The 23,458-nt window shown below is 68.6% G+C and carries 23 protein-coding genes; 5 read left to right on the forward strand and 18 right to left on the reverse strand.

The features are described 5' to 3' along the window. Positions 1–43: 43 nt before the first annotated feature. The 12 genes from ABT313_RS28055 to ABT313_RS28110 all read right to left on the reverse strand — a co-directional run bounded on the left by ABT313_RS28055 (position 44) and on the right by ABT313_RS28110 (position 12,417). Positions 44–844 carry an NADH-quinone oxidoreductase subunit J gene (locus ABT313_RS28055; RefSeq protein WP_350859994.1) on the reverse strand — a complete coding sequence of 267 codons (801 nt, stop codon included), beginning with the start codon at positions 842–844 and terminating at the stop codon, positions 44–46. Then, positions 841–1,389, reverse strand: coding sequence for an NADH-quinone oxidoreductase subunit NuoI (nuoI, locus tag ABT313_RS28060; RefSeq protein ID WP_350859996.1), 549 nt, complete (start codon positions 1,387–1,389; stop codon positions 841–843). Before nuoI ends, ABT313_RS28055 begins: the two co-directional genes overlap by 4 nt. Then, positions 1,382–2,698, reverse strand: coding sequence for an NADH-quinone oxidoreductase subunit NuoH (nuoH, locus tag ABT313_RS28065; protein ID WP_350859998.1), 1,317 nt, complete (start codon positions 2,696–2,698; stop codon positions 1,382–1,384). The genes nuoI and nuoH overlap by 8 nt, the downstream gene beginning before the upstream one ends. Further along, entirely contained in the window at positions 2,695–5,142 is a 2,448-nt protein-coding gene (locus ABT313_RS28070) for an NADH-quinone oxidoreductase subunit G (protein ID WP_350860000.1), read from the reverse strand. Before ABT313_RS28070 ends, nuoH begins: the two co-directional genes overlap by 4 nt. Beyond that, the gene (gene nuoF / locus ABT313_RS28075) at positions 5,139–6,449 is read right to left on the reverse strand and encodes an NADH-quinone oxidoreductase subunit NuoF (RefSeq protein WP_350860002.1); all 1,311 of its coding nucleotides are present in this window, start codon (positions 6,447–6,449) and stop codon (positions 5,139–5,141) included. The genes ABT313_RS28070 and nuoF overlap by 4 nt, the downstream gene beginning before the upstream one ends. A gap of 2 nt (positions 6,450–6,451) precedes the next feature. Further along, on the reverse strand, positions 6,452–7,171 hold the full coding sequence (gene nuoE / locus ABT313_RS28080; protein ID WP_350860004.1) for an NADH-quinone oxidoreductase subunit NuoE: 720 nt from the start codon (positions 7,169–7,171) through the stop codon (positions 6,452–6,454). Beyond that, the gene (locus ABT313_RS28085; RefSeq protein WP_350860006.1) at positions 7,172–8,509 is read right to left on the reverse strand and encodes an NADH-quinone oxidoreductase subunit D; all 1,338 of its coding nucleotides are present in this window, start codon (positions 8,507–8,509) and stop codon (positions 7,172–7,174) included. It abuts the gene before it with no gap. Beyond that, positions 8,509–9,216 (reverse strand): NADH-quinone oxidoreductase subunit C, encoded by a 708-nt coding sequence (locus ABT313_RS28090; RefSeq protein ID WP_350860008.1) that lies wholly within the window; start codon positions 9,214–9,216, stop codon positions 8,509–8,511. The genes ABT313_RS28085 and ABT313_RS28090 overlap by 1 nt, the downstream gene beginning before the upstream one ends. Continuing rightward, complete coding sequence (locus tag ABT313_RS28095; protein WP_130441831.1) at positions 9,213–9,767, reverse strand: NuoB/complex I 20 kDa subunit family protein; 555 nt, start codon at positions 9,765–9,767, stop codon at positions 9,213–9,215. Before ABT313_RS28095 ends, ABT313_RS28090 begins: the two co-directional genes overlap by 4 nt. Position 9,768: 1 nt before the next feature. Continuing rightward, positions 9,769–10,128, reverse strand: coding sequence for an NADH-quinone oxidoreductase subunit A (locus ABT313_RS28100; protein ID WP_130441833.1), 360 nt, complete (start codon positions 10,126–10,128; stop codon positions 9,769–9,771). Positions 10,129–10,230: 102 nt separating this feature from the next. Next, entirely contained in the window at positions 10,231–11,544 is a 1,314-nt protein-coding gene (locus tag ABT313_RS28105; protein WP_350860011.1) for a geranylgeranyl reductase family protein, read from the reverse strand. A 153-nt stretch (positions 11,545–11,697) separates the two neighbouring features. Further along, entirely contained in the window at positions 11,698–12,417 is a 720-nt protein-coding gene (locus ABT313_RS28110; protein ID WP_350860013.1) for a demethylmenaquinone methyltransferase, read from the reverse strand. Positions 12,418–12,546: 129 nt separating this feature from the next. On the opposite strand from ABT313_RS28110, the gene ABT313_RS28115 reads away from it, so the two are divergent. Next, a complete protein-coding gene (locus tag ABT313_RS28115; RefSeq protein ID WP_350860015.1) occupies positions 12,547–13,809 on the forward strand; it encodes an isochorismate synthase in 1,263 nt (420 codons plus the stop codon). A 3-nt stretch (positions 13,810–13,812) separates the two neighbouring features. After that, entirely contained in the window at positions 13,813–14,430 is a 618-nt protein-coding gene (locus ABT313_RS28120) for an MBL fold metallo-hydrolase (protein ID WP_350860017.1), read from the forward strand. A 124-nt stretch (positions 14,431–14,554) separates the two neighbouring features. On the opposite strand, the gene ABT313_RS28125 is transcribed toward ABT313_RS28120, so the two are convergent. Genes ABT313_RS28125 through ABT313_RS28135 form a run of 3 tightly spaced genes read right to left on the reverse strand, consistent with a single transcriptional unit; the run spans position 14,555 to position 16,343 of the window. Then, positions 14,555–14,680 carry a hypothetical protein gene (locus ABT313_RS28125; protein WP_350860019.1) on the reverse strand — a complete coding sequence of 42 codons (126 nt, stop codon included), beginning with the start codon at positions 14,678–14,680 and terminating at the stop codon, positions 14,555–14,557. Beyond that, entirely contained in the window at positions 14,677–15,507 is an 831-nt protein-coding gene (locus ABT313_RS28130; RefSeq protein WP_350860021.1) for a GNAT family N-acetyltransferase, read from the reverse strand. The genes ABT313_RS28125 and ABT313_RS28130 overlap by 4 nt, the downstream gene beginning before the upstream one ends. Next, positions 15,504–16,343 (reverse strand): GNAT family N-acetyltransferase, encoded by an 840-nt coding sequence (locus ABT313_RS28135; RefSeq protein WP_350860023.1) that lies wholly within the window; start codon positions 16,341–16,343, stop codon positions 15,504–15,506. The genes ABT313_RS28130 and ABT313_RS28135 overlap by 4 nt, the downstream gene beginning before the upstream one ends. A 236-nt stretch (positions 16,344–16,579) precedes the next feature. On the opposite strand from ABT313_RS28135, the gene ABT313_RS28140 reads away from it, so the two are divergent. The 3 genes from ABT313_RS28140 to mptB are packed head-to-tail and all read left to right on the forward strand — an operon-like array spanning position 16,580 to position 19,818. Then, positions 16,580–17,581, forward strand: a complete 1,002-nt coding sequence (locus tag ABT313_RS28140) for an ATP-binding cassette domain-containing protein (protein ID WP_350860025.1) — start codon at positions 16,580–16,582, stop codon at positions 17,579–17,581. After that, positions 17,578–18,342: an ABC transporter permease gene (locus ABT313_RS28145; RefSeq protein WP_350860027.1), complete on the forward strand. Its 765-nt coding sequence runs from the start codon at positions 17,578–17,580 to the stop codon at positions 18,340–18,342. The genes ABT313_RS28140 and ABT313_RS28145 overlap by 4 nt, the downstream gene beginning before the upstream one ends. Before the next feature lie 51 nt (positions 18,343–18,393). Further along, positions 18,394–19,818 carry a polyprenol phosphomannose-dependent alpha 1,6 mannosyltransferase MptB gene (gene mptB, locus ABT313_RS28150; RefSeq protein WP_350860029.1) on the forward strand — a complete coding sequence of 475 codons (1,425 nt, stop codon included), beginning with the start codon at positions 18,394–18,396 and terminating at the stop codon, positions 19,816–19,818. Here mptB and menD read toward each other — a convergent pair. Genes menD through ABT313_RS28165 form a run of 3 tightly spaced genes read right to left on the reverse strand, consistent with a single transcriptional unit; the run spans position 19,805 to position 23,453 of the window. Further along, positions 19,805–21,445, reverse strand: coding sequence for a 2-succinyl-5-enolpyruvyl-6-hydroxy-3-cyclohexene-1-carboxylic-acid synthase (menD, locus tag ABT313_RS28155; RefSeq protein ID WP_350860031.1), 1,641 nt, complete (start codon positions 21,443–21,445; stop codon positions 19,805–19,807). The genes mptB and menD overlap by 14 nt on opposite strands. Further along, entirely contained in the window at positions 21,442–22,362 is a 921-nt protein-coding gene (locus tag ABT313_RS28160; RefSeq protein WP_350860033.1) for an o-succinylbenzoate synthase, read from the reverse strand. Before ABT313_RS28160 ends, menD begins: the two co-directional genes overlap by 4 nt. Then, complete coding sequence (locus ABT313_RS28165; RefSeq protein WP_350860035.1) at positions 22,359–23,453, reverse strand: AMP-binding protein; 1,095 nt, start codon at positions 23,451–23,453, stop codon at positions 22,359–22,361. The genes ABT313_RS28160 and ABT313_RS28165 overlap by 4 nt, the downstream gene beginning before the upstream one ends. Positions 23,454–23,458: the final 5 nt, after the last annotated feature.

Raw genomic sequence — 23,458 nt, forward strand, 5'->3', positions numbered from 1 at the left:
GAGCATGGGCTGCTGCGCTTAATGGCTCGCTCGCTACGCTCGCTCACGGCTTCGCCCCTTCGTCGTAGTCCTCGCCGGCGTCGAGCTTGCGGACCTCGTCGACGTCCGCGCGCTCCTCGGTTTCGGGGAACACGGTGCCACGTGCCTGCAGCACGCGCGAAACCGAGGTCGGTGCGATCGACCCGTCCGGCAGCAGCGCCGGGGTGTCGACGGCGTTGTGCCGGGCCAGCACACCGGGGGTCGGCAGCGGACCCGGGTGGATGCCCTGCTCGGCGTACTTGCGGATCCGCTCCTCGGCGTGGTCGCGCTGGGTGCGCTTCTTGGTCAGCCGCTCGCGGTGGGCCAGCATCATCGCGCCCATCGCCGCGGTGATCAGCAGCGCGGAGGTGACCTCGAAGGCCCAGACGTACTTGCCGAACAGCAGCGCGGCGATCGCCTTCGGGTTCCCGTCCGGCTGTGCGTCGGCCAGCCCGGTCGGGTGTCCGAACGTCGCGTTGCCGACCGCGGCGAGCAGCAGTACGCCGAACGCGATGAACGCGATCGAGGCCAGCAGCCGCTGACCCCGGATCGTCTCCACCAGCGAGTCGGACGCGTCGACGCCGACCAGCATCAGCACGAACAGGAACAGCATCAGGATCGCGCCGGTGTAGACGATGATCTGGACGGCGAACAGGAACGGCGCGTCCTGGGCGGCGTACTGCACCGCAAGGCACACCATCACCGTCGCCAGCAGCAGCGCGGAGTGCACCGCCTTGCGGACCAGCACCATGCCGATCGCGGCCAGGATCATCACCGGGGCCAGCAGCCAGAACGCGACCTGCGGGCCGGTTACCAAGCCGATCACTTCGCGTCACTCCCCTCGGCCGGTACGGCGGCACCGGTCAGACCGAGGTAGTAGTCCTTCTCGGTCGCGCCGAGCTGCATCTCGTGCGGCGGCTCCTGCATCCCCGGGAGCAGCGGCGCCAGCAGGTCCTTCTTCTCGTAGATGAGGGACTCGCGGCTGCTGTCGGCCAGCTCGTACTCGTTGGTCATGGTGAGCGCCCGGGTCGGGCAGGCCTCGATGCACAGACCGCAGAGGATGCAGCGCAGGTAGTTGATCTGGTAGACGCGCCCGTACCGCTCACCCGGCGACATCCGGCCGCCCTCGGTGTTGTCGGCGCCCTCGACGTAGATCGCGTCCGCGGGGCAGGCCCACGCGCACAGCTCACAGCCGACGCACTTCTCCAGCCCGTCCGGCCAGCGGTTCAGCTGGTGCCGACCGTGGAACCGCGGTGCGGTCGGCTTCTTCTCGAACGGGTACTGCTCGGTGAACACCTTCCGGAACATCGTCCGGAAGGTGACCCCGAACCCGGCTACCGGGTCCCAGAGGGACTCTTTGACACTAGCCACGGGAGGCTGCCCCCGATTTCGTCTCGGACTGTTGAGTGGTGATCGGTGGTGGGACCGGGAAGCCGCCGGCGAAGGCGTCGAACTCCTTGCCGTCGGCAACCTCAGGCTTGTCTTCGGGCTTCGGCTTCTGCGGGACGAACATGCTGACGGCCGCGATCACCAGCACCACGGCGGCGGCGACCAGCAGCGTCGTCCGGCTGAAGTTGGTCTCCCGGCCGACCGCGCGAACGGTGGCGACCAGCAGGATCCAGGCCAGCGAGATCGGGATCAGGATCTTCCAGCCGAGCTTCATGAACTGGTCGTAGCGCAGTCGCGGCAGCGTTCCGCGCAGCCAGATGTAGAAGAAGATGAAGCCCATCAGCTTGCCCATGAACCACAGCACCGGCCAGAAGCCGGAGTTCGCGCCGTCCCAGATCGAGATCGGCCACGGCGCCCGCCAGCCGCCCAGGAACAGGGTGGTGGCCAACGCGGACACGGTCGCCATGTTGATGTACTCCGCCAGGAAGAACATCGCGTACTTGATCGAGGAGTACTCGGTCAGGAAGCCGGCCACCAGCTCGCCCTCGGCCTCGGGCAGGTCGAACGGCGCCCGGTTGGTCTCGCCGACCATCGAGATCACGTAGATCACGAACGACGGGAACAACAGGAACGCGTACCACCCGGGCAGCGGGATCGCCGCCCCGAACCAGTGCACGGTCTGGTGCGACTGCGCCGCGACGATCTCCGAGGTGGACATCGAACCGGCGAACAGGAACACGGTCACCAGGGCCAGGCCCATGCCGACCTCGTAGGAGATCATCTGCGCGCTGGACCGCAGACCGCCGAGCAGCGAGTACGTCGAGTTCGACGACCAGCCGCCGAGCACGATGCCGTAGATGCCGATCGAGGCGACCGCCATCACGTACAGCACCGAGACCGGCAGGTCGGTCAGCTGCAGCCGGGTGTAGGTGTCGGTGCCGGGGATCTTCACCGTCGGCCCGAACGGGATCACCGCGAAGGTGAGGAAGGCCGGTACGGCGACGATGGCCGGCGCCAGGATGAAGACGATCCGGTCGACGCCCTTCGGCATCAGGTCTTCCTTGAGCATCAGCTTGACGCCGTCGGCCAGCGACTGCAGCAGACCGAAGGGTCCGTGCACGTTCGGCCCGATCCGGTGCTGCATCCGGGCCACGACCCGGCGCTCCCACCAGATGTTGAACAGCGTCAGCACTACCAGGAAGACGAAGATGAACAGGACCTTGATGAGGACGACCCACCAAGGGTCGTGCCCGACCCCCGCATCCGGCACCGCGAGCGGGATGTTCGTCATGCGTTCCCTCCGGCGATCGTCACGATCGAGCCATGGTCTGCGTGCAGTGACCGGCGGACGTGGGAGTCGGCCGAGTTGGTCGGCAGCCACACCACGTTGTCGGTCATCGGGGTGATCACGACCGGCAGCCGGATGCTTCCGGCGTCGGTGCTCACCACCAGCTCGTCCCCGTCGGCGACGCCGACCCGGCGCGCGGTGGTGAGCGAGATCCGCGCGACCGGCGTACGGGCGGTCGCGGTCAGGTGCGGCTCACCGTCGCAGGCCCGGCTGTCGTCGATCAGCATCCGCCAGGTCGCGAGCCGGGTGGAGTCGAACGCGCCGAGCGCCGGAGCGGCCTGGTACGTCGGCTCCTGGGCGCGGTCGCCGTCCCAGCGGCCGAGCTCGTCGTACTCGCGCTTGGCCCCTTCCGGCGTGCTGAACCCGATCGAGCGGCCCATCTCCTGCGCCAGCGCGGCCAGCGCGCGGACGTCCGGCATCGCGGTCGGCACCTTGAGCACGACCGGGAACGACCGCTCGCGGCCCTCCCAGTTCACGAAGGTGCCGGACTTCTCCACCGGCGGTACGACCGGGAACACCACGTCGGCGTACTCGGTCACCTGGGAGTTGCGGACCTCGAAGCTGACCACGAACGGGGCCGCCTCGAGCGCAGCCAGGGCCGCGGCCGGGTCGGGCAGGTCGTCGATCTCGACACCCGCGACCACCAGCGCCTGCAGCGATCCGGCAGCAGCGAGGATCTCGGTCAGGTCCTTGCCGGTCTCACCCGGCAGGTGGTCGACGTCCCATGCGGCCTGCAGGTCAACCCGCGCCTGCGGGTCGGTCACCAGCCGGCCGCCGGGCAGCAGCCCCGGCAGACAGCCGGCCTCGAGCGCACTCCGGTCACCGGCACGGCGCGGGATCCAGGCCAGCTGCGCACCGGTGTCGAGCGCCAGCCGCAGTGCCGCGGAGTACCCGCCCGGGACGCTCGCCAGCCGCTCGCCGACGACGATGATGGAATCCGCGCCGAGCGCGGCCCGGGCAGCTGCCCCGGCCTCACCGGCGTTGCCGAGGTCACCCAGTACGGCGGCCTCGGTGCCCGGCGACGTCAGTACGACGACGCCGTCCAGCTTCTCGATCCCGCGCGAACGGTGCGCCGCGACCGTGAACACCTTGGTCCCGTGGGTCCGGACGCCCTTGCGGACCCGGAGGAAGACCGACGCGGCTTCTTCCTCGGGCTCGAACCCGGCGAACAGCACGGAACCCGCGTTCTCCAGGTCGGTGAACGTCGTACCCAGGCCGGTGCCGGCCACCGCGGCGGCGAGGAAGTCCGCCTCCTCCGCGGAGTGCGGGCGGGCCCGGAAGTCGATGTCGTTGCTGCCCAGTGCGACCCGCGCGAACTTCGAGTACGCGTAGGCGTCCTCGAGGGTCAGCCGGCCGCCGGTCAGCACCGCCGCGTTGCCGCGGGCCGCCGTCAGCTTCTCCGCCGCGAAGGTCAGCGCCTCCGGCCAGGACGCCGGCCGCAGCTCGCCGTCCTCGCGGATCATCGGGTGGGTCAGCCGGTCACCGGTGGTCGCGTAGTTGAACGCGAACCGGTCCTTGTCCGAGATCCACTCCTCGTTGACCTGCGGGTCGTCGCCGGCCAGCCGGCGCATCACCTTGCCGCGCCGGTAGTCGATCCGGATCGCCGCACCGGACGAGTCGTGCTCGGCCACCGACGGCACCGACACCAGGTCGAACGGCCGCGAGCGGAAGCGGTACGCCGCACTCGTCAGCGCACCGACCGGGCAGATCTGGATCGTGTTGCCGGAGAAGTAGCTCTCGAAGGGCTCCTTCTCGTAGATGCCGACCTGCTGCAGTGCACCGCGCTCGATCAGCGCGATGAACGGGTCACCGGCGATCTGCTCGGAGAAGCGGGTGCAGCGCGCGCAGAGGATGCAGCGCTCGCGGTCCAGCAGCACCTCGGCCGAGATGTTGATCGGCTTCGGGTAGGTCCGCTTGACCTCGGTGAACCGGGACTCGCCGCCGCCGTTGGACATCGCCTGGTTCTGCAGCGGGCACTCGCCGCCCTTGTCGCAGACCGGGCAGTCCAGCGGGTGGTTGATCAGTAGGAACTCCATGTTCCCGTGCTGCGCCTTGTCGGCCACCGGCGAGCTCACCTGGGTGCGGATCACCATGCCGTCGGCCACCGTCAGCGTGCAGGACGCCTGCGGCTTCGGCATACCGCGGCCGTTACCCGCGTCGGTGACCTCGACCAGGCACTGCCGGCAGGCGCCGACCGGGTCGAGCAGCGGGTGGTCGCAGAACCGCGGGATCTGGATGCCGATCTGCTCGGCCGCCCGGATCGCCAGGCTGTTCTTCGGAACCTTGACCTCGATGTCGTCGATGGTCACGGTGACAGTTTCGACACTGCCGGTCCGCTCCACCTCCGACCCGGCCGGCGGGTTCACGGCGTTATTAGCGATCGTCATGCGCTAGCTCCAGCGGTCGCGAAGACAGTGCTTGCCATCGGGTCGAACGGGCAGCCGCCGTTCTCGAAGTGCGCCAGGTACTCGTCCTTGAAGTACTTGATCGAGCTGGTGATCGGAGCGGTCGCACCGTCGGCCAGCGCGCAGAACGAGCGGCCGGTGATGTTCTCGCACAGGTCCAGCAGCGTGACCAGGTCCTCCTCGGTGCCCTTGCCCTGCTCGAGGCGCTCGAGGATCTGCACCAGCCACCACGTGCCCTCGCGGCACGGCGTGCACTTGCCGCAGGACTCGTGCTTGTAGAACTCGGTCCACCGCAGTACGGCGCGGACCGAGCACACCGAGTCGTCGAAGATCTGCAGGGCCTTGGTGCCCAGCATCGATCCGACCGACCCGACACCCTCGTAGTCCAGCGGTACGTCGAGGTGCTCGCCGGTCAGCAGCGGCGTGGACGAACCGCCCGGCGTCCAGAACTTCAGCGTGTGGCCCGCACGGATCCCGCCGGCGAGATCGATCAGCTCGCGCAGCGTGATCCCCATCGGGGCCTCGTACTGCCCCGGGCGGGCGACGTGCCCGGACAGCGAGTACAGCGTCATGCCCTTGGACTTCTCGGTGCCCATCGAGCCGAACCAGTCCGCGCCGTTCTTGACGATGGCGGGAACCGATGCGATCGACTCGACGTTGTTGATAACAGTGGGGCAGCCGTACAAGCCCGCGACCGCGGGGAACGGAGGGCGCAGCCGGGGTTGACCGCGACGTCCTTCGAGCGAGTCGAGCAGCGCCGTCTCCTCGCCGCAGATGTAGGCGCCCGCTCCGGCGTGCACGACCACGTCGAGGTCGTAGCCGGTGCCGAGGATGTTCTGGCCGATGAAGCCCGCGTCCTTCGCCTCCTGCACGGCCTGCTGCAGCCGGCGGATCACGTGCAGCACTTCACCGCGCACGTAGATGAAGGCGGCCGACGCGCGGATCGCGTAGGACGCGATGATGACGCCCTCGACCAGCGTGTGCGGCGAGGCCATCATCAGCGGGATGTCCTTGCAGGTGCCCGGCTCGGACTCGTCCGCGTTCACCACCAGGTACTTCGGCTTCGGGTTGTCCTGCGGGATGAAGGACCACTTCATCCCGGTCGGGAAGCCCGCGCCGCCACGGCCGCGCAGACCGGAGTCCTTGACGGCGGCAACGACATCTGCCGGCTGCATACCGAGCGCCGTCCGGAGCGCGTCGTACCCGCCGGTGCGCTGGTAGGACGCCAGCTGCCAGGCGTTGATCTGGTCCCAGTTGTCGGACAACACCGGGGTCAGCGTGTCGGCCATGGTCAGCCCTCCTTCGGGGTGTCGGAGCCGTTCGGGGCGGTCCAGTTCCGCTCGCGGGCCAGCCGGAGACCGGCCAGCGACGCCTTGCCGCCGGTCGGGCCCTCGTCGGCGCGGCCGTCGGGGAAGCCGGCCAGCACGCGCTCGGCCTCACGCCAGCTGCAGATCGTGGCGCCGCGCGGCGACTTGACCTCGGTGCCCTCGCGCAGGTCGTCGACCAACTGGGTCGCCGTCTCCGGCGTCATGTCGTCGAAGAACTCCCAGTTCACCGTCATCACCGGCGCATAGTCGCAGGCGGCGTTGCACTCGATGTGCTCGAGCGTGATCTTGCCGTCCTCGGTGGTCTCGTCGTTGCCGACGTCGAGGTGCTGCTTGAGCCGGTCGAAGATCAGGTCGCCGCCCATCACCGCGCACAGCGTGTTGGTGCAGACGCCGACGTGGTAGTCGCCGACCGGACGGCGCTTGTACATCGTGTAGAAGGTCGCCACCGCCGACACCTCGGCACCGGTCAGCCCGAGCAGCTCGGCGCAGATCTCGATGCCCTCCGGGGTGACCCGGCCCTCGACCGACTGCACCAGGTGCAGCATCGGCAGCAGCGCCGACTGGGCCTGCGGGTACCGCGCCATGATCTCGCGCATCTCCGCGATCGTGGCGTCGGTGATCTTCGAGTCGCCGGTGCTGTAGGGCACCGGCTTGTCGGTAGCAGTCGCGTGGTTCTCGGCCATTTAGCGGTCCACTCCACCCATCACCGGGTCAAGGCTGGCGACGGCGACGATCACGTCGGCGACCTGGCCGCCCTCGCACATGATCGGCATCGCCTGCAGGTTTGCGAAGGACGGGTCACGGAAGTGCACCCGGTACGGCTTGGTGCCGCCGTCGGAGACAACGTGCGCGCCGAGCTCGCCGCGCGGCGACTCGATCGCCACGTAGGCCTGGCCGGCCGGGACCCGGAAGCCCTCGGTGACCAGCTTGAAGTGGTGGATCAGCGCTTCCATCGACTCGCCCATGATGTGCTTGATGTGGTCGAGCGAGTTGCCCATCCCGTCGGCGCCGACGGCCAGCTGGCTCGGCCAGCCGATCTTCTTGTCGGCCACCATCACCGGCTGGCCTTCCATCTTCTCCAGCCGGTCGGCGCACTGCTCGACGATCTTCAGCGACTCGTGCATCTCCTGCAGCCGGACGCGGAACCGGCCGTACGAGTCCGAGCTGTCCCAGGTCGGTACGTCGAAGTCGTACGTCTCGTACCCGCAGTACGGCTGGGTCTTGCGCAGGTCCATCGCGTACCCGGTGGAGCGCACCGTCGGGCCGGAGATACCGAGCGCCATACAGCCGGCCAGGTCGAGGTAGCCGACGTCCTGCAGCCGCGCCTTGAAGATCGGGTTGGCGTTGCAGAGCTCGGCGTACTCCTTGAGGTGCTTGTTCATCCAGGTGATGTACTCGCGGATCTTGTCCAGCGCACCCGGCGGCAGGTCCTGCGCGACACCGCCCGGCCGGATGAACGCGTGGTTCATCCGCAGGCCGGTGATCAGCTCGAACAGGTCCAGCGTCTTCTCACGCTCGCGGAAGCCGATCGTCATCACGGTCAGCGCACCGATCTCCATACCGCCGGTGGCGATGCAGACCAGGTGGCTGCTGATCCGGTTGAGCTCCATCAGGAGCACCCGCATCACGTTGGCCTTGTCCGGGATCTGGTCCTCGATCCCGAGCAGCCGCTCGACCGCGAGGCAGTACGCCGCCTCGTTGTAGAACGGCGACAGGTAGTCCATCCGGGTGACGAACGTGACGCCCTGCGTCCAGGAGCGGAACTCCATGTTCTTCTCGATGCCGGTGTGCAGGTAGCCGATGCCGCAGCGGGCCTCGGTCACCGACTCGCCCTCGAGCTCGAGGATCAGCCGGAGCACGCCGTGCGTGGACGGGTGCTGCGGGCCCATGTTGACGACGACGTGCTCTTCCGGCTCGTCACCGAGACCGGAGACGACCGAGTCCCAGTCCTGACCGGTGACGGTGAAGACCTTGCCCTCGGTCGTGTCCCGGGTGGTCGCGTACGGATCTGTAGTGGTCATTAGTTGTACGACCTCCGCGTGTCGGGCGGTGGGATGACAGCGCCCTTGTACTCGACGTCGATACCGCCGAGCGGGTAGTCCTTGCGCTGCGGGTGGCCCGGCCAGTCGTCGGGCATCTGGATCCGGGTCAGCGCCGGGTGTCCGTCGAAGACGATGCCGAAGAAGTCCCAGGTCTCCCGCTCGTGCCAGTCGTTGGCCGGGTAGACCGAGACGATCGACGGGATGTGCGGGTCGCCGTCGGGCGCCGACACCTCCAGCCGGATCCGGCGGTTGTGGGTGATCGACAGGAAGTGGTAGACGGCGTGCAGCTCGCGGCCGGTCTCCTCGGGGTAGTGCACCCCGCTGACACCGGAGCAGAACTCGAACCGCAGCGCCTCGTCGTCACGCAGGTGCTGACAGACCTCGACCAGCTTCTCCCGCTTGATGTGCAGGGTCAGCTCGTTGCGGTCGACCACGACCTTCTCGATCGCCCCGTCACCGACCAGCCCTTCGAGGCGGTCGACGGCGCCGTCGAACCAGGAGCCGTACGGCTTCGGCGTACTGCCCGGCAACGCGATCTGGCGCTTGAGCCGGCCGAAGCCGGAGGTGTCACCGGTACCGCGGACACCGAACATGCCCTCGCGCTGCTCGATGACCTCGGCCTGCGGCGTCTGGGCGTCACTGGCTGCCGATGTCGCCGGCAGGTTCTCCGGCTGGGTGTCGCTCATCGGAGCAGGCCCTTCATCTCGATCGTCGGCGCGGCGACCAGGGCCGCGGCCTCCTGCTCGGTCTGCAGCGCCTTCTTGTGCGCGCCGAGCTTCATGTGCTGGATCTGGTCGTGGATCTTCAGGAACGCGTCCAGCAGCATCTCCGGCCGCGGCGGGCAGCCGGGCAGGTACATGTCGACCGGTACGACGTGGTCCACGCCCTGGACGACCGCGTAGTTGTTGAACATGCCGCCCGACGACGCGCACACGCCCATCGCCAGCACCCACTTCGGGCCGGGCATCTGGTCGTAGATCTGGCGCAGCACCGGGGCCATCTTCTGGCTCACCCGGCCGGCCACGATCATCAGGTCGGCCTGCCGCGGCGACGCCCGGAAGACCTCCATGCCGAACCGGGCCGCGTCGTACCGCGGCGCGCCGGTGGTCATCATCTCGATCGCGCAGCACGCCAGCCCGAAGGTTGCCGGCCACAACGACGCCTTGCGCATATAGCCGAGCAGGCCTTCGACCGTGCTCAGCAGTACGCCGGCCGGAAGCTGTTCTTCAAGACCCATGTCAGTCCCACTCCAGTCCGCCACGACGCCATACGTAGGAGTACGCGATGAAGACCGTGACGATGAAAATGACCATCTCGATCAGCCCGAACAGCGCCATCTGGTCGAAGGCGACGGCCCAGGGGTAGAGGAAGACGATCTCGATGTCGAAAACGATGAACAGCATCGCGGTGATGTAGTACTTCACCGGGAAGCGCCCACCGCCGACCGGCTGTGGGGTCGGCTCGATGCCGCACTCGTAGGAGTCCAGCTTGGCCCGGTTGTATCGCTTCGGGCCGACCAGCGCGCTCACGGTGATGCTGCCTGCGACGAAGAGCGCCGCGAGCACACCAAGAGCGAGAATCGGTGTGTAGGGGTGCATCGCTGGGTGCTCCCTCCTTCAGCCGGTTGGATCTGTCGATCAGCCCAGTTACCAGGACTGTGTTATCAGTAGCGCTGTGGCTCAGCTCACTCGCCCCGCCGGTTAGGCGGCCGGTGCGAGCTTCGTGAGACCGTTGATGATTTTGTCCATCACGTCCCCGTCACGCGGGTCGGTGAGGTTCGCGAGCAACTTCAAGGTGAACTTCATCAGCGTGGTGCGCGGCAGACCGTACTTCGTGCACAGCCGCATCACCTCCGGATTTCCGATCAGCTTCACGAAGATCCGGCCGAGCGTGTAGTAGCCGCCGTACTCCTGCTTCAGCGCCTTCGGGTACGCCGACAGCGCGCGCTCGCGCTGGTTCGACTGCCGGCGCAGCGCCTGGGCGGCGACCTCGGCGGCGAACGCCCCGGACTCCATCGCGTACGGGATGCCCTCGCCGTTGAACGGGTTGACCATGCCGCCGGCGTCGCCGAGCAGCATCAGGCCGCGGGTGTAGTGCGGCTGCCGGTTGAAACCCATCGGCAGCGCCGCACCGCGGATCGGGATGGTCTGGAACTCGTCGCGGAACTGCCACTCGTCCGGCGTGACCTTCAGCCACTGCTTCAGCAGGTCCGCGTAGTCGACCTTGCCGAACGCCTCGGAGGTGTTCAGGATGCCGAGGCCGACGTTGACCGTGCCGTCGCCCATCCCGAAGATCCAGCCGTACCCGGGCAGGAGCACCTTGCCGCCGGGCTGCTTCGGGTCGTCGGCCCACAGCTCCAGCCAGGACTCCAGGTAGTCGTCGTGGGTCCGCGGGCTGGTGAAGTACGTCCGGACCGCGACACCCATCGGCCGGTCGTCGCGCTTGTGGATGCCCATCCCGATGCTCAGCCGGGACGAGTTGCCGTCGGCCGCCATCACCAGTGGCGCCCGGAACTCGAGGTCGGCGCCGGCCCGGCGGCCGTTGTCGTCGACCGGCTTCGCGGTGACGCCGACGATGAAACCGCGGTCGTCGAGGATCGGCCCGCTGACGTTCGTCCGCTCGCGCAGCCGCGCCCCGGCCTTGACGGCCTGCCGGGCGAGCATGTCGTCGAAGTCCATCCGGTTGCGGGTCAGGCCGTAGTTCGGGTGGCTGGCCAGATCCGGCCAGTCGAGCTGCAGCTGGTGCCCGGCGCCCTGGATCCGCAGCCCGTAGTTGCGGATCCAGCCGGCCTCTTCGGAGATGTCGATGCCCATGTTGATCAGCTGCTTGGTGCCGCGCGGGGTCAGCCCGTCACCGCACACCTTCTCGCGCGGGAACGCGGTCTTCTCCAGCAGCAGCACGTCGAGTCCGGCGTTCGCCAGGTGGTACGCCGCCGCTGATCCGGCGGGCCCGGCACCGACGACGATCACATCGGCGGTCTCCACCTGCTGCGCGCTCGGCACGCTCTGGCTCATCTCGATTCCTGGCCTGGCTGAGGGGGCTGGTGCGCTCGTGAATCGCTTCACGAGCACTCGTCACTTGACAGTCTAGGACTGCCTGACGCGGACACGAAACTCGCCCCAACCCCCTTGCAGGCAAGCAAATTACGCTTAAGTTCCGTTGCGTAATTAAACTGCCGCGCTTTTACCCTGAGAAGGCTTCACTCCTCGGTGGATGGCGACCAGACCGCCGGTCAGGTTGCGCCACTGGACGTGGCTCCAGCCGGCGTCCTGGATCGTGCGGGCCAACGGCTCCTGCGGGAGCCACGCACGGGTGGACTCGGCCAGGTACTCGTACGCCTCGGGGTTGCTCGAGACCACCTTCGCGACCGCCGGTACGGCGCGCATCATGTACTCCAGGTACACGACCCGGAACGGTTTCCAGGTCGGGTGCGACTGCTCGAGTACGACGAGGCGCCCGCCCGGGCGGGTCACCCGGAGCATCTCCTGCAACGCGACCGTGACGTCGTTCACGTTCCGCAGCGCCCACGAGATCGTCACCACGTCGAAGGTGTCGTCGGCGAACGGGAGCCGGAGCGCGTCACCGGCGATCAGGTCGAGTTCGGGGTGGCGGCGCTTGCCGACCCGAAGCATCCCGACCGAGAAGTCGCACGACACCACCTCGGCGCCGGCGTCGCGCAGGTTGACGCTCGACGCACCGGTCCCGGCGGCCAGGTCGAGGATCTTCATCCCCTTCCGCGGGGCGATCTCCTTGACCGTCTCCGGTCGCCAGTAGTGCTTCTCCAGACCCATCGTCGCGACCGCGTTGGTCCGGTCGTACCCCTCGGCCACGTTGTCGAACATGGCCGCCACCGCGTGCGGTTCCTTGCTCAGGTCTGCCTTCGTCACCTGTCTAGTTCATCACGGGTGAGGCGGTCGGCCGACCGGCAGGCATACGCTTGCATCTCGTGAGTACATCTCTTGGGAGCCGTCCGGCCGCCGCAACCCGGGGCCGCAGCACGTGCGAGGAGTGGTCCCGTGAGTTTGTCTGAGCCGGTGCGCGACCAGGCTCCGCGCCTGGTGATCCGCAGCCAGGTGGTCGACGACGTGTCCGCGCAACTGCTGGACCATCTGCCCGCCGAGGGGGGACTCGCCTGGGTCCGGCGGGGCGACGGCCACGTCGGTTGGGGTGTCGCCGCCCGGCTCGACGTTGCCGGTGGCAACCGCTTCCAGGACGCGATGCGCTGGTGGCAGGAGCTCACGTCCGCGGCGGTGGTGCGCGACGACGTCGGCGTACCAGGGTCCGGGCTGGTCTGCTTCGGATCGTTCGGCTTCACCGACCAGGACCCGAGTGTGCTGGTCGTCCCCGAGGTCATCGTCGGCCGTCGGGCCGGCACCACCTGGGTGACCACGGTCTCGCCGGCCAGCTCGCTGGCCGCGGCGCCCGAGCTGGTCAAGCACGAGCCGTCGCCGGTGTACGACGTGACGTTCGCGGACGGCGCCCGCACCGGCACCGCCTGGTCGAGCATCGTCGCCGAAGCCGTCCGCCGGATCACGGCCGGTGAGCTCGACAAGGTGGTACTCGCCCGCGACCTGATCGCGATCGCCGAGCAGCCGATCGATCTGCGCTGGCCGCTGCACCGGCTCGCGACGTCGTACCCGAACTGCTGGACGTTCTCCGTCGACGGGCTCATCGGCGCGACACCGGAGCTGCTGGTGCGCCGGGAGAAGGGCCTGATCACGTCCCGCGTGCTGGCCGGCACGATCCGCCGTACCGGGGACGACGCGCACGACCTCGCGCTGGCCGCGTCGCTGGCCCGGTCGTCGAAGGACCTCGAGGAGCACGAGTACGCCGTCCGGTCGGTCGCCGAGGCGCTCGAGCCGCACTGCAAGTCGATGAACGTGCCGGAGACGCCGTTCGTTCTCCACCTGCCGAACGTGATGCACCTCGCGACCGATGTCGCGGGGGTCGCGAACAACGGCGCGTCCGCCCTGGGTCTGGCCGCCGCGCTGCATCCGTCCGCGGCAATCTGCGGTACGCCGACGCCCGTTGCGCGCGACCTGATCGGTGAGATCGAGGGCATGCAACGCGGACGCTTCAGCGGCCCGGTCGGCTGGATGGACGCCGCCGGCGACGGCGAGTGGTGCATCGCCCTCCGTTGTGGGCAGGCCGACCCAGACAACCCCCGCCGGATGCGCCTGTTCGCGGGCGCCGGCATCGTCGCGGGCTCCAACCCCGACGCCGAACTGGCCGAAACCAACGCCAAACTGGTCCCGATGAGAGACGCACTAGGAGACTGACAAGTGAAGCTGACGAAGTTCGCGCATGCTTGTGTCCGGTTGGAGAAGGACGGGAAGGTGCTGCTGATCGATCCCGGATCGTTCAGTGAGGACGCCGCGTTCGAGAAGGCGGACGCGATCCTCGTCACGCATGAGCATCAGGACCACCTGGACGTCGACCGGGTTGCCGCGCTCGATGTGCCCGTGTACACGAACCCCGGTGTCGCCGCGCAGCTGACCGCGCTGGGCGAGCGGGTGCACGTGGTCGAGGGCGGGCAGTCGTTCGAGGCCGCCGGCTTCTCGGTGAGTGCCTATGGCAAGGACCACGCGGTGATCCTGCCCGAGTGGGGCGTGCCTTGCGAGAACATCGGATTCCTCGTCGACGACGCCGTGTACCACCCGGGCGACTCGTTCACCCAGCCCGATCGCGCCGTACACACCAATCTCGTGCCGATCTCCGGCCCGTGGTTCGCGCTTCCGCCGGCCGTCGACTACGCCCGCTCGATCAAGTCCCAGCAGACCGTCGGCATCCACGACGCCCTGCTCAGCCCGATCGGCCAGAGCATGTTCTCCCGCTTCCTGAACGCGGACGACCGCCCCTACCTCGGCCTCGCCCCCGGCGAATCCACCGAGATCAACTGAAACCTGCGCAGGTCGGCCACAGCCTCGAAGCCGAGCTGCTGGTAAACGCGATGTGAGTGCGGATTGCCGAGGTCTGTCCGCAAACAGACCTCGGCAGGCCGCAGGTACTCCGCAAGCCGCCCGGTCAACGCACTCCCGTACCCACGCCGCCACGGCAACAGCCCAGGCGTCGGCGAACCGCCTCGACCAGCGCGCCGCCGGCGTCCAGCTCTTCCAGGAGTACGACGTGACGCACCGGATCGATGATCATGCGGAGAACTCGACTTCGACGAAGTCTGCGACCGGGCGGTAGCCCGCGTGCTGGTAGATCTTGTTGGACGTGGGATCGGCAAGGTTCGTGTACAAGCAGGCTTGATTGCCGGCGGCGAGGATCTCAGCGGACACGCGACTCGTCAGGGCGCCGGCGTACCCGTGCCGCCTGTGCTCGGGCGGCGTGTACACGGGCCCGATACGGCAGACGCCGAAGACCGGCAGGTGATGAGCGACCATGCTCACCGGTTCGCGGTCGACCGTCCAGAGCCAGAGCCGCTGTTCGCGCAGGTGCAGCCTGGACCAGTCCAGGTAGTTCCCCCCGATCTCCTGCGCGAACCCGTCCGCTCCCCACGCGGCGACCAACTCGACGTCAGCCGCTGTCATGAGGCGTGGCACGCCGTCCGCCGGCAGCGGTGTCAAGGTGTCCAGCTTGTGCAGACGAGCTGCTCGGACCTCGGTCGCCCGGCAACCGCGCCGCGCACACCACCGATCAGCGAAGCGAGCTGCGACAGCGCGATCGCCCGCCACCCCTGGCGCATCCGGCAGCGCTTCGAGGAACGCATCCGCGACGATCTCGGCGTACGCCGGGCGCAGCGCGCCCAGATACACCAGCCGACCCGGCGCTCGCATCGCGGCACCTGTCACAACACCGTCGGGTCCGTCGTGCACCGAGACGAAGTACGCCGCCTCACGCTCGGACCGTGGCGTGCCGGCGAGTTCCTGCACGCTGGTCAGGATGATCAAGTTCCGGACCGGATCGCTTTGCAGGAAAGGGAAGACGAGATCCCGGTACGCCGACGCGTCCGACGTGAGCTCGGCTCTCACCTGGTGAACTCCACGTCGACGAAGTCGGCGACCGGGCGGTAGCCGGCCTGGTGGTAGATCTTGTTGGAGGTCGGGTTGGCCAGGTCCGTGTAGAGGCAGGCTTGGTTGCCGTCGGCAAGGATGATGGCGGAGACGTGGCTGGTCAGCGCGCCGGCGTACCCGTGGCGTCGGTGCGTCGGCGGCGTGTAGACCGGACCGACGCGGCAGACGCCGAAGAGCGGGAGGTGGTAGCCGACCATGCTCACCGCCTCGCCGTCGACCTCCCAGATCCACATCGTGCCCTCGGCCAGGCGCTTGGCAGCCCACTCGTGATGACCGGTGAACAGCTCCTCCGCGAAGCCGTCCTTGCCCCACGCGGCGACCAGGTCGACCTCGTCGGCGTTCATCGGGCGCGGCGCTCCGCCGTCCGCCGAGAGCGGGGTGAAGTCGATCAGCTTGTGCAGCCGGGTGCCGCGCGTCTCCGTGAGGCTTCCGCCGCGTCGCTCGACCCAGCGTTGCGCGAACCTGTGCGCGGCCGGCCGATCGCCCGCGACCCCGCCGAGCTCTGGCAGTACTTCGGCGAACGCGTCGGCGATCGGTTCGGCGAGCTGCTCCGGGAGCGCACCGAGGTACACACCGCGGCCCGGCGTCCGCATCGCGACGCCGATCACATCCGGGTCGTGCGCAGAGTCGTGCACGGAGACGAAGTACGACGGCTCGGACTCGGCCCGCGCCGTACCGTTCGCGCGCTCGTGCACGTTGCTCATGATGATCGTGTGCAGCACCGGATCCTGTTGCAGGAAAGGGAACACGGTCTGCTCGAACGCCTGCGGATCGCTCGTCACCCGGACATCCATGGCCCGGATCGTACGCCTGCAGGCGTACGCGGGTCGTCCGGATTTACACTGCGACCATGTCCACCACGCGGTTGTTGCTGCTCGGCGTCGTGCGGATCTTCCAGCCGGCGTACGGGTACCAGCTGCGCCGCGAGCTGATGAGCCGGGGTTGATGTTCGCCCACGCCTGCACGTTCCACGTCATCCACCCGCTAATCAGGATTGATTAGTCAAAGTTGATTAGTCACACTGGCTCGCATGATGATCGAAGCTCGTGGGCTGGTGCGGACGTTCAAGACCAAACGCGGACCCGTGCAAGCCGTGCAGGGGGTCGACCTGGATGTGGCCGACGGGGAGATCGTCGGCTTCCTCGGGCCGAACGGGGCGGGGAAGACCACGACGATGCGGATGCTGGCGACGCTGATCAAGCCGACCAGCGGGACCGCGACCGTCGCCGGTTGTGATCTCGCGAAGGACCCGGTCGGCGTCCGGCGCGGCATCGGGTACGTGCCGCAGAGCGGATCCACGCTCCCCGAGGCGATCGCCGGCGACGAGGTCGTCGACCACGCCCGGCTGTACGGCGTACCGAAAGCGAAGGCGTCCGCGGACGGGCAGCGCCTGTTCGAGGAGTTCGACCTGCCCGGCCTCTGGCGGCGGCAGTGCAAGACGCTGTCCGGCGGTCAGCGCCGGCGGCTGGACATCGTGATGGGCCTGATCCACGACCCGAAACTGATCTTCCTCGACGAGCCGACGACGGGCCTCGACCCGCAGGCCAGGGCCAACCTCTGGGAGCACATCCGCGGCCTCCGCGACCGCGGCGCGACGATCTTCCTCACCACGCACTACCTGGACGAGGCGGACGCGCTCTGCGACCGGATCCTGGTCATCGACCACGGCAAGATCGTTGCCTCCGGCACCCCGGAGAACCTCAAGCAGCAGGTCTCCGGCGACGCCGTCCGGCTGAGTCTGGCCGACGCCACGCAGGCACCCGAGGTGATGAAGATCGTCCGCGAGCTCGACGGCGCGGTGGAGGTCGAGACCGACGCCGACGTGGTCGGTTTCCGGATCCAGCGCGGCGGTTCGGTGCTGCCCGGCCTGCTCCGCTCGATCGATTCCCAGGGCATCGAGTTGCACGGGGTCGAGGTCCACCGCCCGACCCTCGACGACGTGTTCCTGACCATGACCGGCCGCTCGCTGCGCGACGAGGACACTGCCGCCCCCACCGCCCCCACCGACGAGAAGGAAGAGGCCGTCGCATGACCGTCCTCCGCGAAACCTGGATCGTGTTCCATCGGCAGATGCGGCTGTCGCTGCGCAACCCGATGTGGTCGATCCTGATGCTCAGCCAGCCGCTGATGTACCTGTTCCTGTTCGGCCCGCTGCTCAAGCCGCTCACCGCGCAGATCAGCCAGGGCCAGGCCACGAACGCCTACCAGGTGTTCATCCCGGGTCTGATCGTCCAGCTCGGCATGTTCGGCGCGATGTTCGTCGGCTTCGGCCTGATCGCGGAGTACCGCGCCGGTGTGATCGAGGCCGACCGCGTGACCCCGGCGTCCCGGATGGCCCTGATGGCAGGCCGCGTACTGCGCGACGTCGTCGTATTGGTGGTCCAGTCGATCCTCCTGCTGCTCGCCGCGCTCCCGCTCGGCCTGCGCGCTCCGTGGGGCGGCGTACTGCTCTCGCTCGTGATCGTCGCCCTGCTCGGTGCGACGTTCGCCTCGCTGTCGTACTCCGTCGCGCTGATCACCAAGAGCGAGGACGCGCTGGCCCCGCTGCTCAACGGGATCGCCATGCCGTTGCTGCTGCTGTCCGGCATCCTCCTGCCGATGCAGATCGGCCCGACATGGCTCCAGCGGCTGTCCGACATCAGTCCGCTCAAGCATGTCGTCAACGGCGTCCGCGCCCTGTTCCGTGGCGACATCAGCAGCTCTGCGTCGATGTGGGGCCTGTTCTGGGTCGTACTGCTCACAGTGATCGGTCTGGCCGTCGGAGCGCGCACTTTCCGTAAGGAGTCCGCCTGACGCTAGGCACTGTTCACGTGGAGGTCGCTCAGGGCCACTAGCGTTTCGGGCATGCGTTCGCCGATGGTCCGTGGGCTGGTCGGCTCTGTCGTCGTTGCTCTGGCCAGCCTGGTGACCTCGGTGGTGCCCCAGTCGTCCTGGGTCGCCGGTCTGCCGATCACGGGCGATCTCCGTCACTCGCTGGTCGGCCGGATGGTCGGCCTCACGTTCATGGTCGCCGGGCTCGGGCTGATGGCCTGGGCCTGGCTGGCCGTGGGCCGCCGAGTCATGGCCGGCGAACGGCTCCCGCTGCTCCGCATGACGGCGTACTGGAGCGCACCGCTGTTGCTGGCCCCGCCGCTGTTCAGCCGCGACGCCTGGAGCTATGCGGCGCAGGGCGCGCTCGTGGCCAACGGCTACAACCCGTACGACGTGGGCCCGGGCGTGCTGTCAGGCCACATCGTCGAGGCCGTCGACCCGATGTGGATGCAGACACCTGCGCCGTATGGGCCGTTGCCGCTCGCGTACGGCGGACTGGTCGCCCACGTGACCATGAACCCGTACACGCTGATGCTGGCGCACCGCCTCCTCGCCGTACTGGGCATTGTGCTCATCGCCTGGGCTGTACCGCGTCTGGCCGGCGCATGTCGGGTCGACCCGGCCTTTGCGACCTGGCTGGTCGTGCTGAACCCGATGCTGATCACGCACGGCATCGGTGCGGCCCACAACGACGTACTGATGATCGGACTGGCCTGTAGTGCGTTCGCGGTAGCGCTGACCGGCCGGTGGGGTACGGCGGCTGTCATAGCGGGCGCCGCAGCAGCGGTGAAGCTGCCGGGTGGACTGGTGGTGATTGCTATTGCTGCAGTGATGAGCCCACTGGCCGGACGGCTGCTTCGGTTCGCCAGTCTGGCGATTGCTGGCGCTGTGTCGGTGCTGACGCTGTTCACCATCGGTGCACTGACCGGTGTGGGCTCTGGGTGGTTCGGTGCGCTGGATGTACCCGGACTGGTCCGGTCGCCGTTCTCCATCGCCAATCTGGTCGGCATGGCAGCGTCCGGCGTACTGGGGTGGCTGGGCGAGGACACTGCGGCTGCGCAGGCGCTCCAGATCGTCAGACTGGTCGGAATGGTCGCTGCGCTCGGATTGATCGCAGTACTGAGTCTTCGGTCGTCGATCCACTACGCCGCGCGGGCAGTCGGCATCGCATTGCTCGTAGTGGTCGTGCTGGGTCCGAGCGCCCACGACTGGTACTTCCTGTGGTGCCTGCCGTTCCTTGCCGTCGCGAGGCCCGGCCGGAAGCTGACGATGATCATGACCGCCGTCAGCCTGATCTTCACGATCGCCGCGCCGCTGAACTCGTCGCTGCGCGGCGCGACCATCCCGATCCTGACCACGACCGCGCTGGTGATCGCGGTGGCGCTGCCCCTGCTCAACCACCTGCGCACCATGCACCCGGCGCGGAAGCCGGCGAAGGTCCCGGTTACAGCTGCTTGAGGGCAGCCACCATCGCCTCACCCAGCGGGCGGTGGTCGTCGCGTGAGATCTTCACCTCGACGACGTCCAGGCCGGCCACCGTCGGCGTCAGCGCAGCCCGCAGCTCGTCGACCGTCGCGACACTCGTGTACGGCGTACCCGTCGCGGCGCACAGTGCGCGCAGGTCCACGTTGTGCGGCGTACCGAAGACTCGCTCGAAATGCGTGGCATGCGTCGGATCGCCCTGCTCCAGCGTGGAGAAGATCCCGCCGCCGTTGTCGTTCACGACCACGATCCGCAGATCAGGACGGGCCTCGTCCGGGCCGATCACGAGCCCGTTGCTGTCGTGCAGGAACGCCAGATCACCGATCAGCGCGTACGTCGGACCCGCGTTCGCCAGCGCTGCGCCGACGGCCGTCGAGATCGTGCCGTCAATGCCGGCCAGCCCACGGTTGGCGATCGTGCGGATCGGGACGACCGGGGCCAGGTCGAGGTCGCGGATCGGGTTCGAGGACGCGACGACGAGCATGCCGTCGGCGCCGGCCGCCGCACCGACGAGTGCTGCGACGCGCGGTCCGCTCAGACTGTCGGCGAGGACCTTGTCGATCTCCGGACGCGCCAGCTGGTCGGCGTGCTGCCACTGCTCGAGCCAGTCGGTCGTATCGGCGCCGGTGACCTCGAGCCCGGTGACGACCGACCTCGCGCGCCGGGCCGGGTCCGGCCAGAGACCGGTCGGCGAGACGACGATCAGCTCCACGTCCGGCCGGGCCAGCAGCTTCGAGATCGGCCGGGACAACGTCGGGTGCCCGAACACCAGCACCCGTTCGATCTCCGCGCCCAGAGAGCTTGCCTGCAGCAACAAACGGTACGCCGAGATCGCCGCCGAACCGATCCGCGCCCGGCTGGACGGCTCCGCGAACAGCGGCCACTTGCCTGCCTCCGCGGCCAACCGCGCGGCCTGCGATGCGCCGTCACCTGCGACCACTACCGTCTTCGGGCCTGGTGAAATGACCGACGGCTTCGCGGCTGCCGCGTGCACTGCAGTCCAAGGTCCAGTGCTGCGGCCCTGCAAGGACTCCGGCCACTCTGGTCCGTCTGTGGGCACCAGCGGCTCACTGAGCGGGCAGTTGAGCTGGACCGGGCCGGGGTCGGCCGAGCGGGCCCCAGTCGCGTTGGCGACTGCGCGCGCGACCTGAGACCGCCAGTACGCCACCTGTCCGATCTCGCGGACCGGCGTACCCATCTCGTGGAACAGCCGGACCGCAGAGCCGAACACCTTGATCTGGTCGGTCGTCTGGTTCGCACCGCTACCTCTGAGTGCCGGCGGCCGGTCCGCACTCAGCACGATCAGCGGGAGCCCACTGTGCGATGCCTCGAGTACTGCGGGGTGCAGGTTCGCCACCGCCGTACCGGATGTGGTGACCACTGGGACCGGCAGACCGGTGCCGCGCATCAGACCGATGGCGAGGAATCCCGCCGTACGCTCGTCGATCCGCACGTGCAGCCTGAGCCGGCCACTGCGATCCGCCTCGGCGAACGCCAACGCCAACGGCGCACTCCGGGAGCCCGGTGACACCACCGCTTCCCGTACGCCGTTGCGGATCAGCTCGTCGACCACCACAGTCGCAAAGGCCGTGGACGGGTTCATCCCGCACTCCTCACTCGCATCAGGCGTTCTTCCCACACCTTGGTCCGCTCTGCATCGGCACGTGCCGCTTCCAAGCGGTCCGGTACGACGCGCTTGACCGGCAGGAACCCGTCAACTGCAACTAGAGGCTCTGTAACTAGTTCGGATGTGAACATGGAGACGGTTGCCAGACCGCAGGCGTACGGGAGCTCGGGAAGTGCGGCGGCGAGCGCCACCCCCGCAGCGATCCCGACCGAGGTCTCCAACGCCGATGACACCACGACCGGCAGCCCGATCTGCTCGGCAATCTCCAAGCACGCCCGGACCCCACCGATCGGCTGCACCTTCAGTACGGCGATGTCCGCAGCGTCGAGTTTCTTCACCAGCAGCGGATCCTCGGCCCGCCGGATCGACTCGTCCGCCGCCACCGGTACGTCGGTCCGCCGCCGCACCTCGGCCAACTCCTCCACGGTCGCCGACGGCTGCTCGACGTACTCGAGGTCGAAGCGCCGCAACTCCTTCAGGCTCTGCACGGCCTGGTCGACCGACCATGCGCCGTTCGCGTCGATCCGCACGCGGCCGGAACCGATCGCGTCCCGCACTGCTTCCACACGCGCGATGTCGTCGGCCAGCGTCTGCCCCGGCTCGGCCACCTTCACCTTCGCCGTACCGCAGCCGCTGGCTCTGACGATCTCCGCTGCCTTCTCGGGGCCGATCGCGGGCACGGTGCAGTTGACGGGAACGCGGTCGCGGACCGGCGCCGGCCACCCGACCTCGGCGGCTTCGCGCGCGGCGCGTAACCAGGACACGCAGGTCGCGTCGTCGTAGTCCAGGAACGGGCTCCACTCCGCCCAGCCCGCCGGCCCTTCGAACAGCATCCCCTCGCGGACCGTGATGCCGCGAAACTTGTTCTTCAGCCCGATCGAGTACGTGATCACCGCACGCCCTCCAGCAGTCCCTGCCGATCAACCTTGCCCGAGGCAAGCATCGGCAACGCGTCCAGCCCGATCACGTCCCGGGGAGCCCAGGTCCGGGGCAACGTCTCACTCACCCAGTCCCGCAACGCGTCCCGCCCGATCTCGCCGACGACGAACGCGACCACGCGCGAACCCCACTCCGCGTCCGGAACCCCCAGGACCACAGCGTCCTTCACCTGCGGATGCTCGAGCAACCGCGCCTGCACGGTGGTCAGCGTCACGTTCACCCCGCCGGAGATCACCACGTCATCGACCCGGCCGACCACCCGCAACCGCCGGTCCACGAACTCACCCCGGTCCTGCGTGCGGAACCAGCCGTCCGTCAGCACCTCGGCCGTCAGCTCCGGTCTCAGCCGGTACCCGGAGAACAGCGTGCTCCCCTTGATCAGGATCCGCTGTTCGTCGTCGAGCTCGACCGACGTGCCCTCCAGCGGCACACCGGCGTACACGCACCCGCTCCCGGTCTCGGTCATCCCGTACGCCGGGATCGCGGTCACGCCCGCCTCCGCCGCTCTCGCCTTCAACGGCGCCGGCATCGACGCCCCGCCGATGATGATCGCGTCGAACGAGCGCAGTGCGTCCGCATCGGTCTCGAGGTACCGCGACAGCTGGGTCGGCACCATCGCCGTGTACCGCCGGGCGCCGGTCAGCGTGGCGGCGCTCTCGGTGAAGCTCTCGCCGAGCATCACCGGTGTCGTGCCGGCGACCAGCGACCGGGTGAGGATCTGCAACCCGCCCACGAAGTACGGCTTCATCGGCAGCAGCCACTGGCCCGGCCCGCCGAGCCGGTCGTGGGTCGCGTGGGCGGACGCGATCAGCGCTTCCCGGGACAGCAGCACGCCCTTCGGCTCACCGGAGGAACCCGAAGTGGTGAGCACCACAGCGCATCCGTCCTCCAGCGGCCGGTCCGGCGCCGCAGCCTGCTCGACCCGGGTTGCCCCCGCCGCGTCGTCCGGCAGCGGCGCGAACGGCGTACCGCTGCCGTCCAGCACACCGGCGAGCGCCGCCAACACCTCATCCGGCGTCCCCGGAACCAGCCGCAACCTAGCCATAACAA

Origin of the sequence: Kribbella sp. NPDC000426 (assembly GCF_040300265.1) — a bacterium.
Taxonomy (GTDB): Bacteria; Actinomycetota; Actinomycetes; order Propionibacteriales; family Kribbellaceae; genus Kribbella.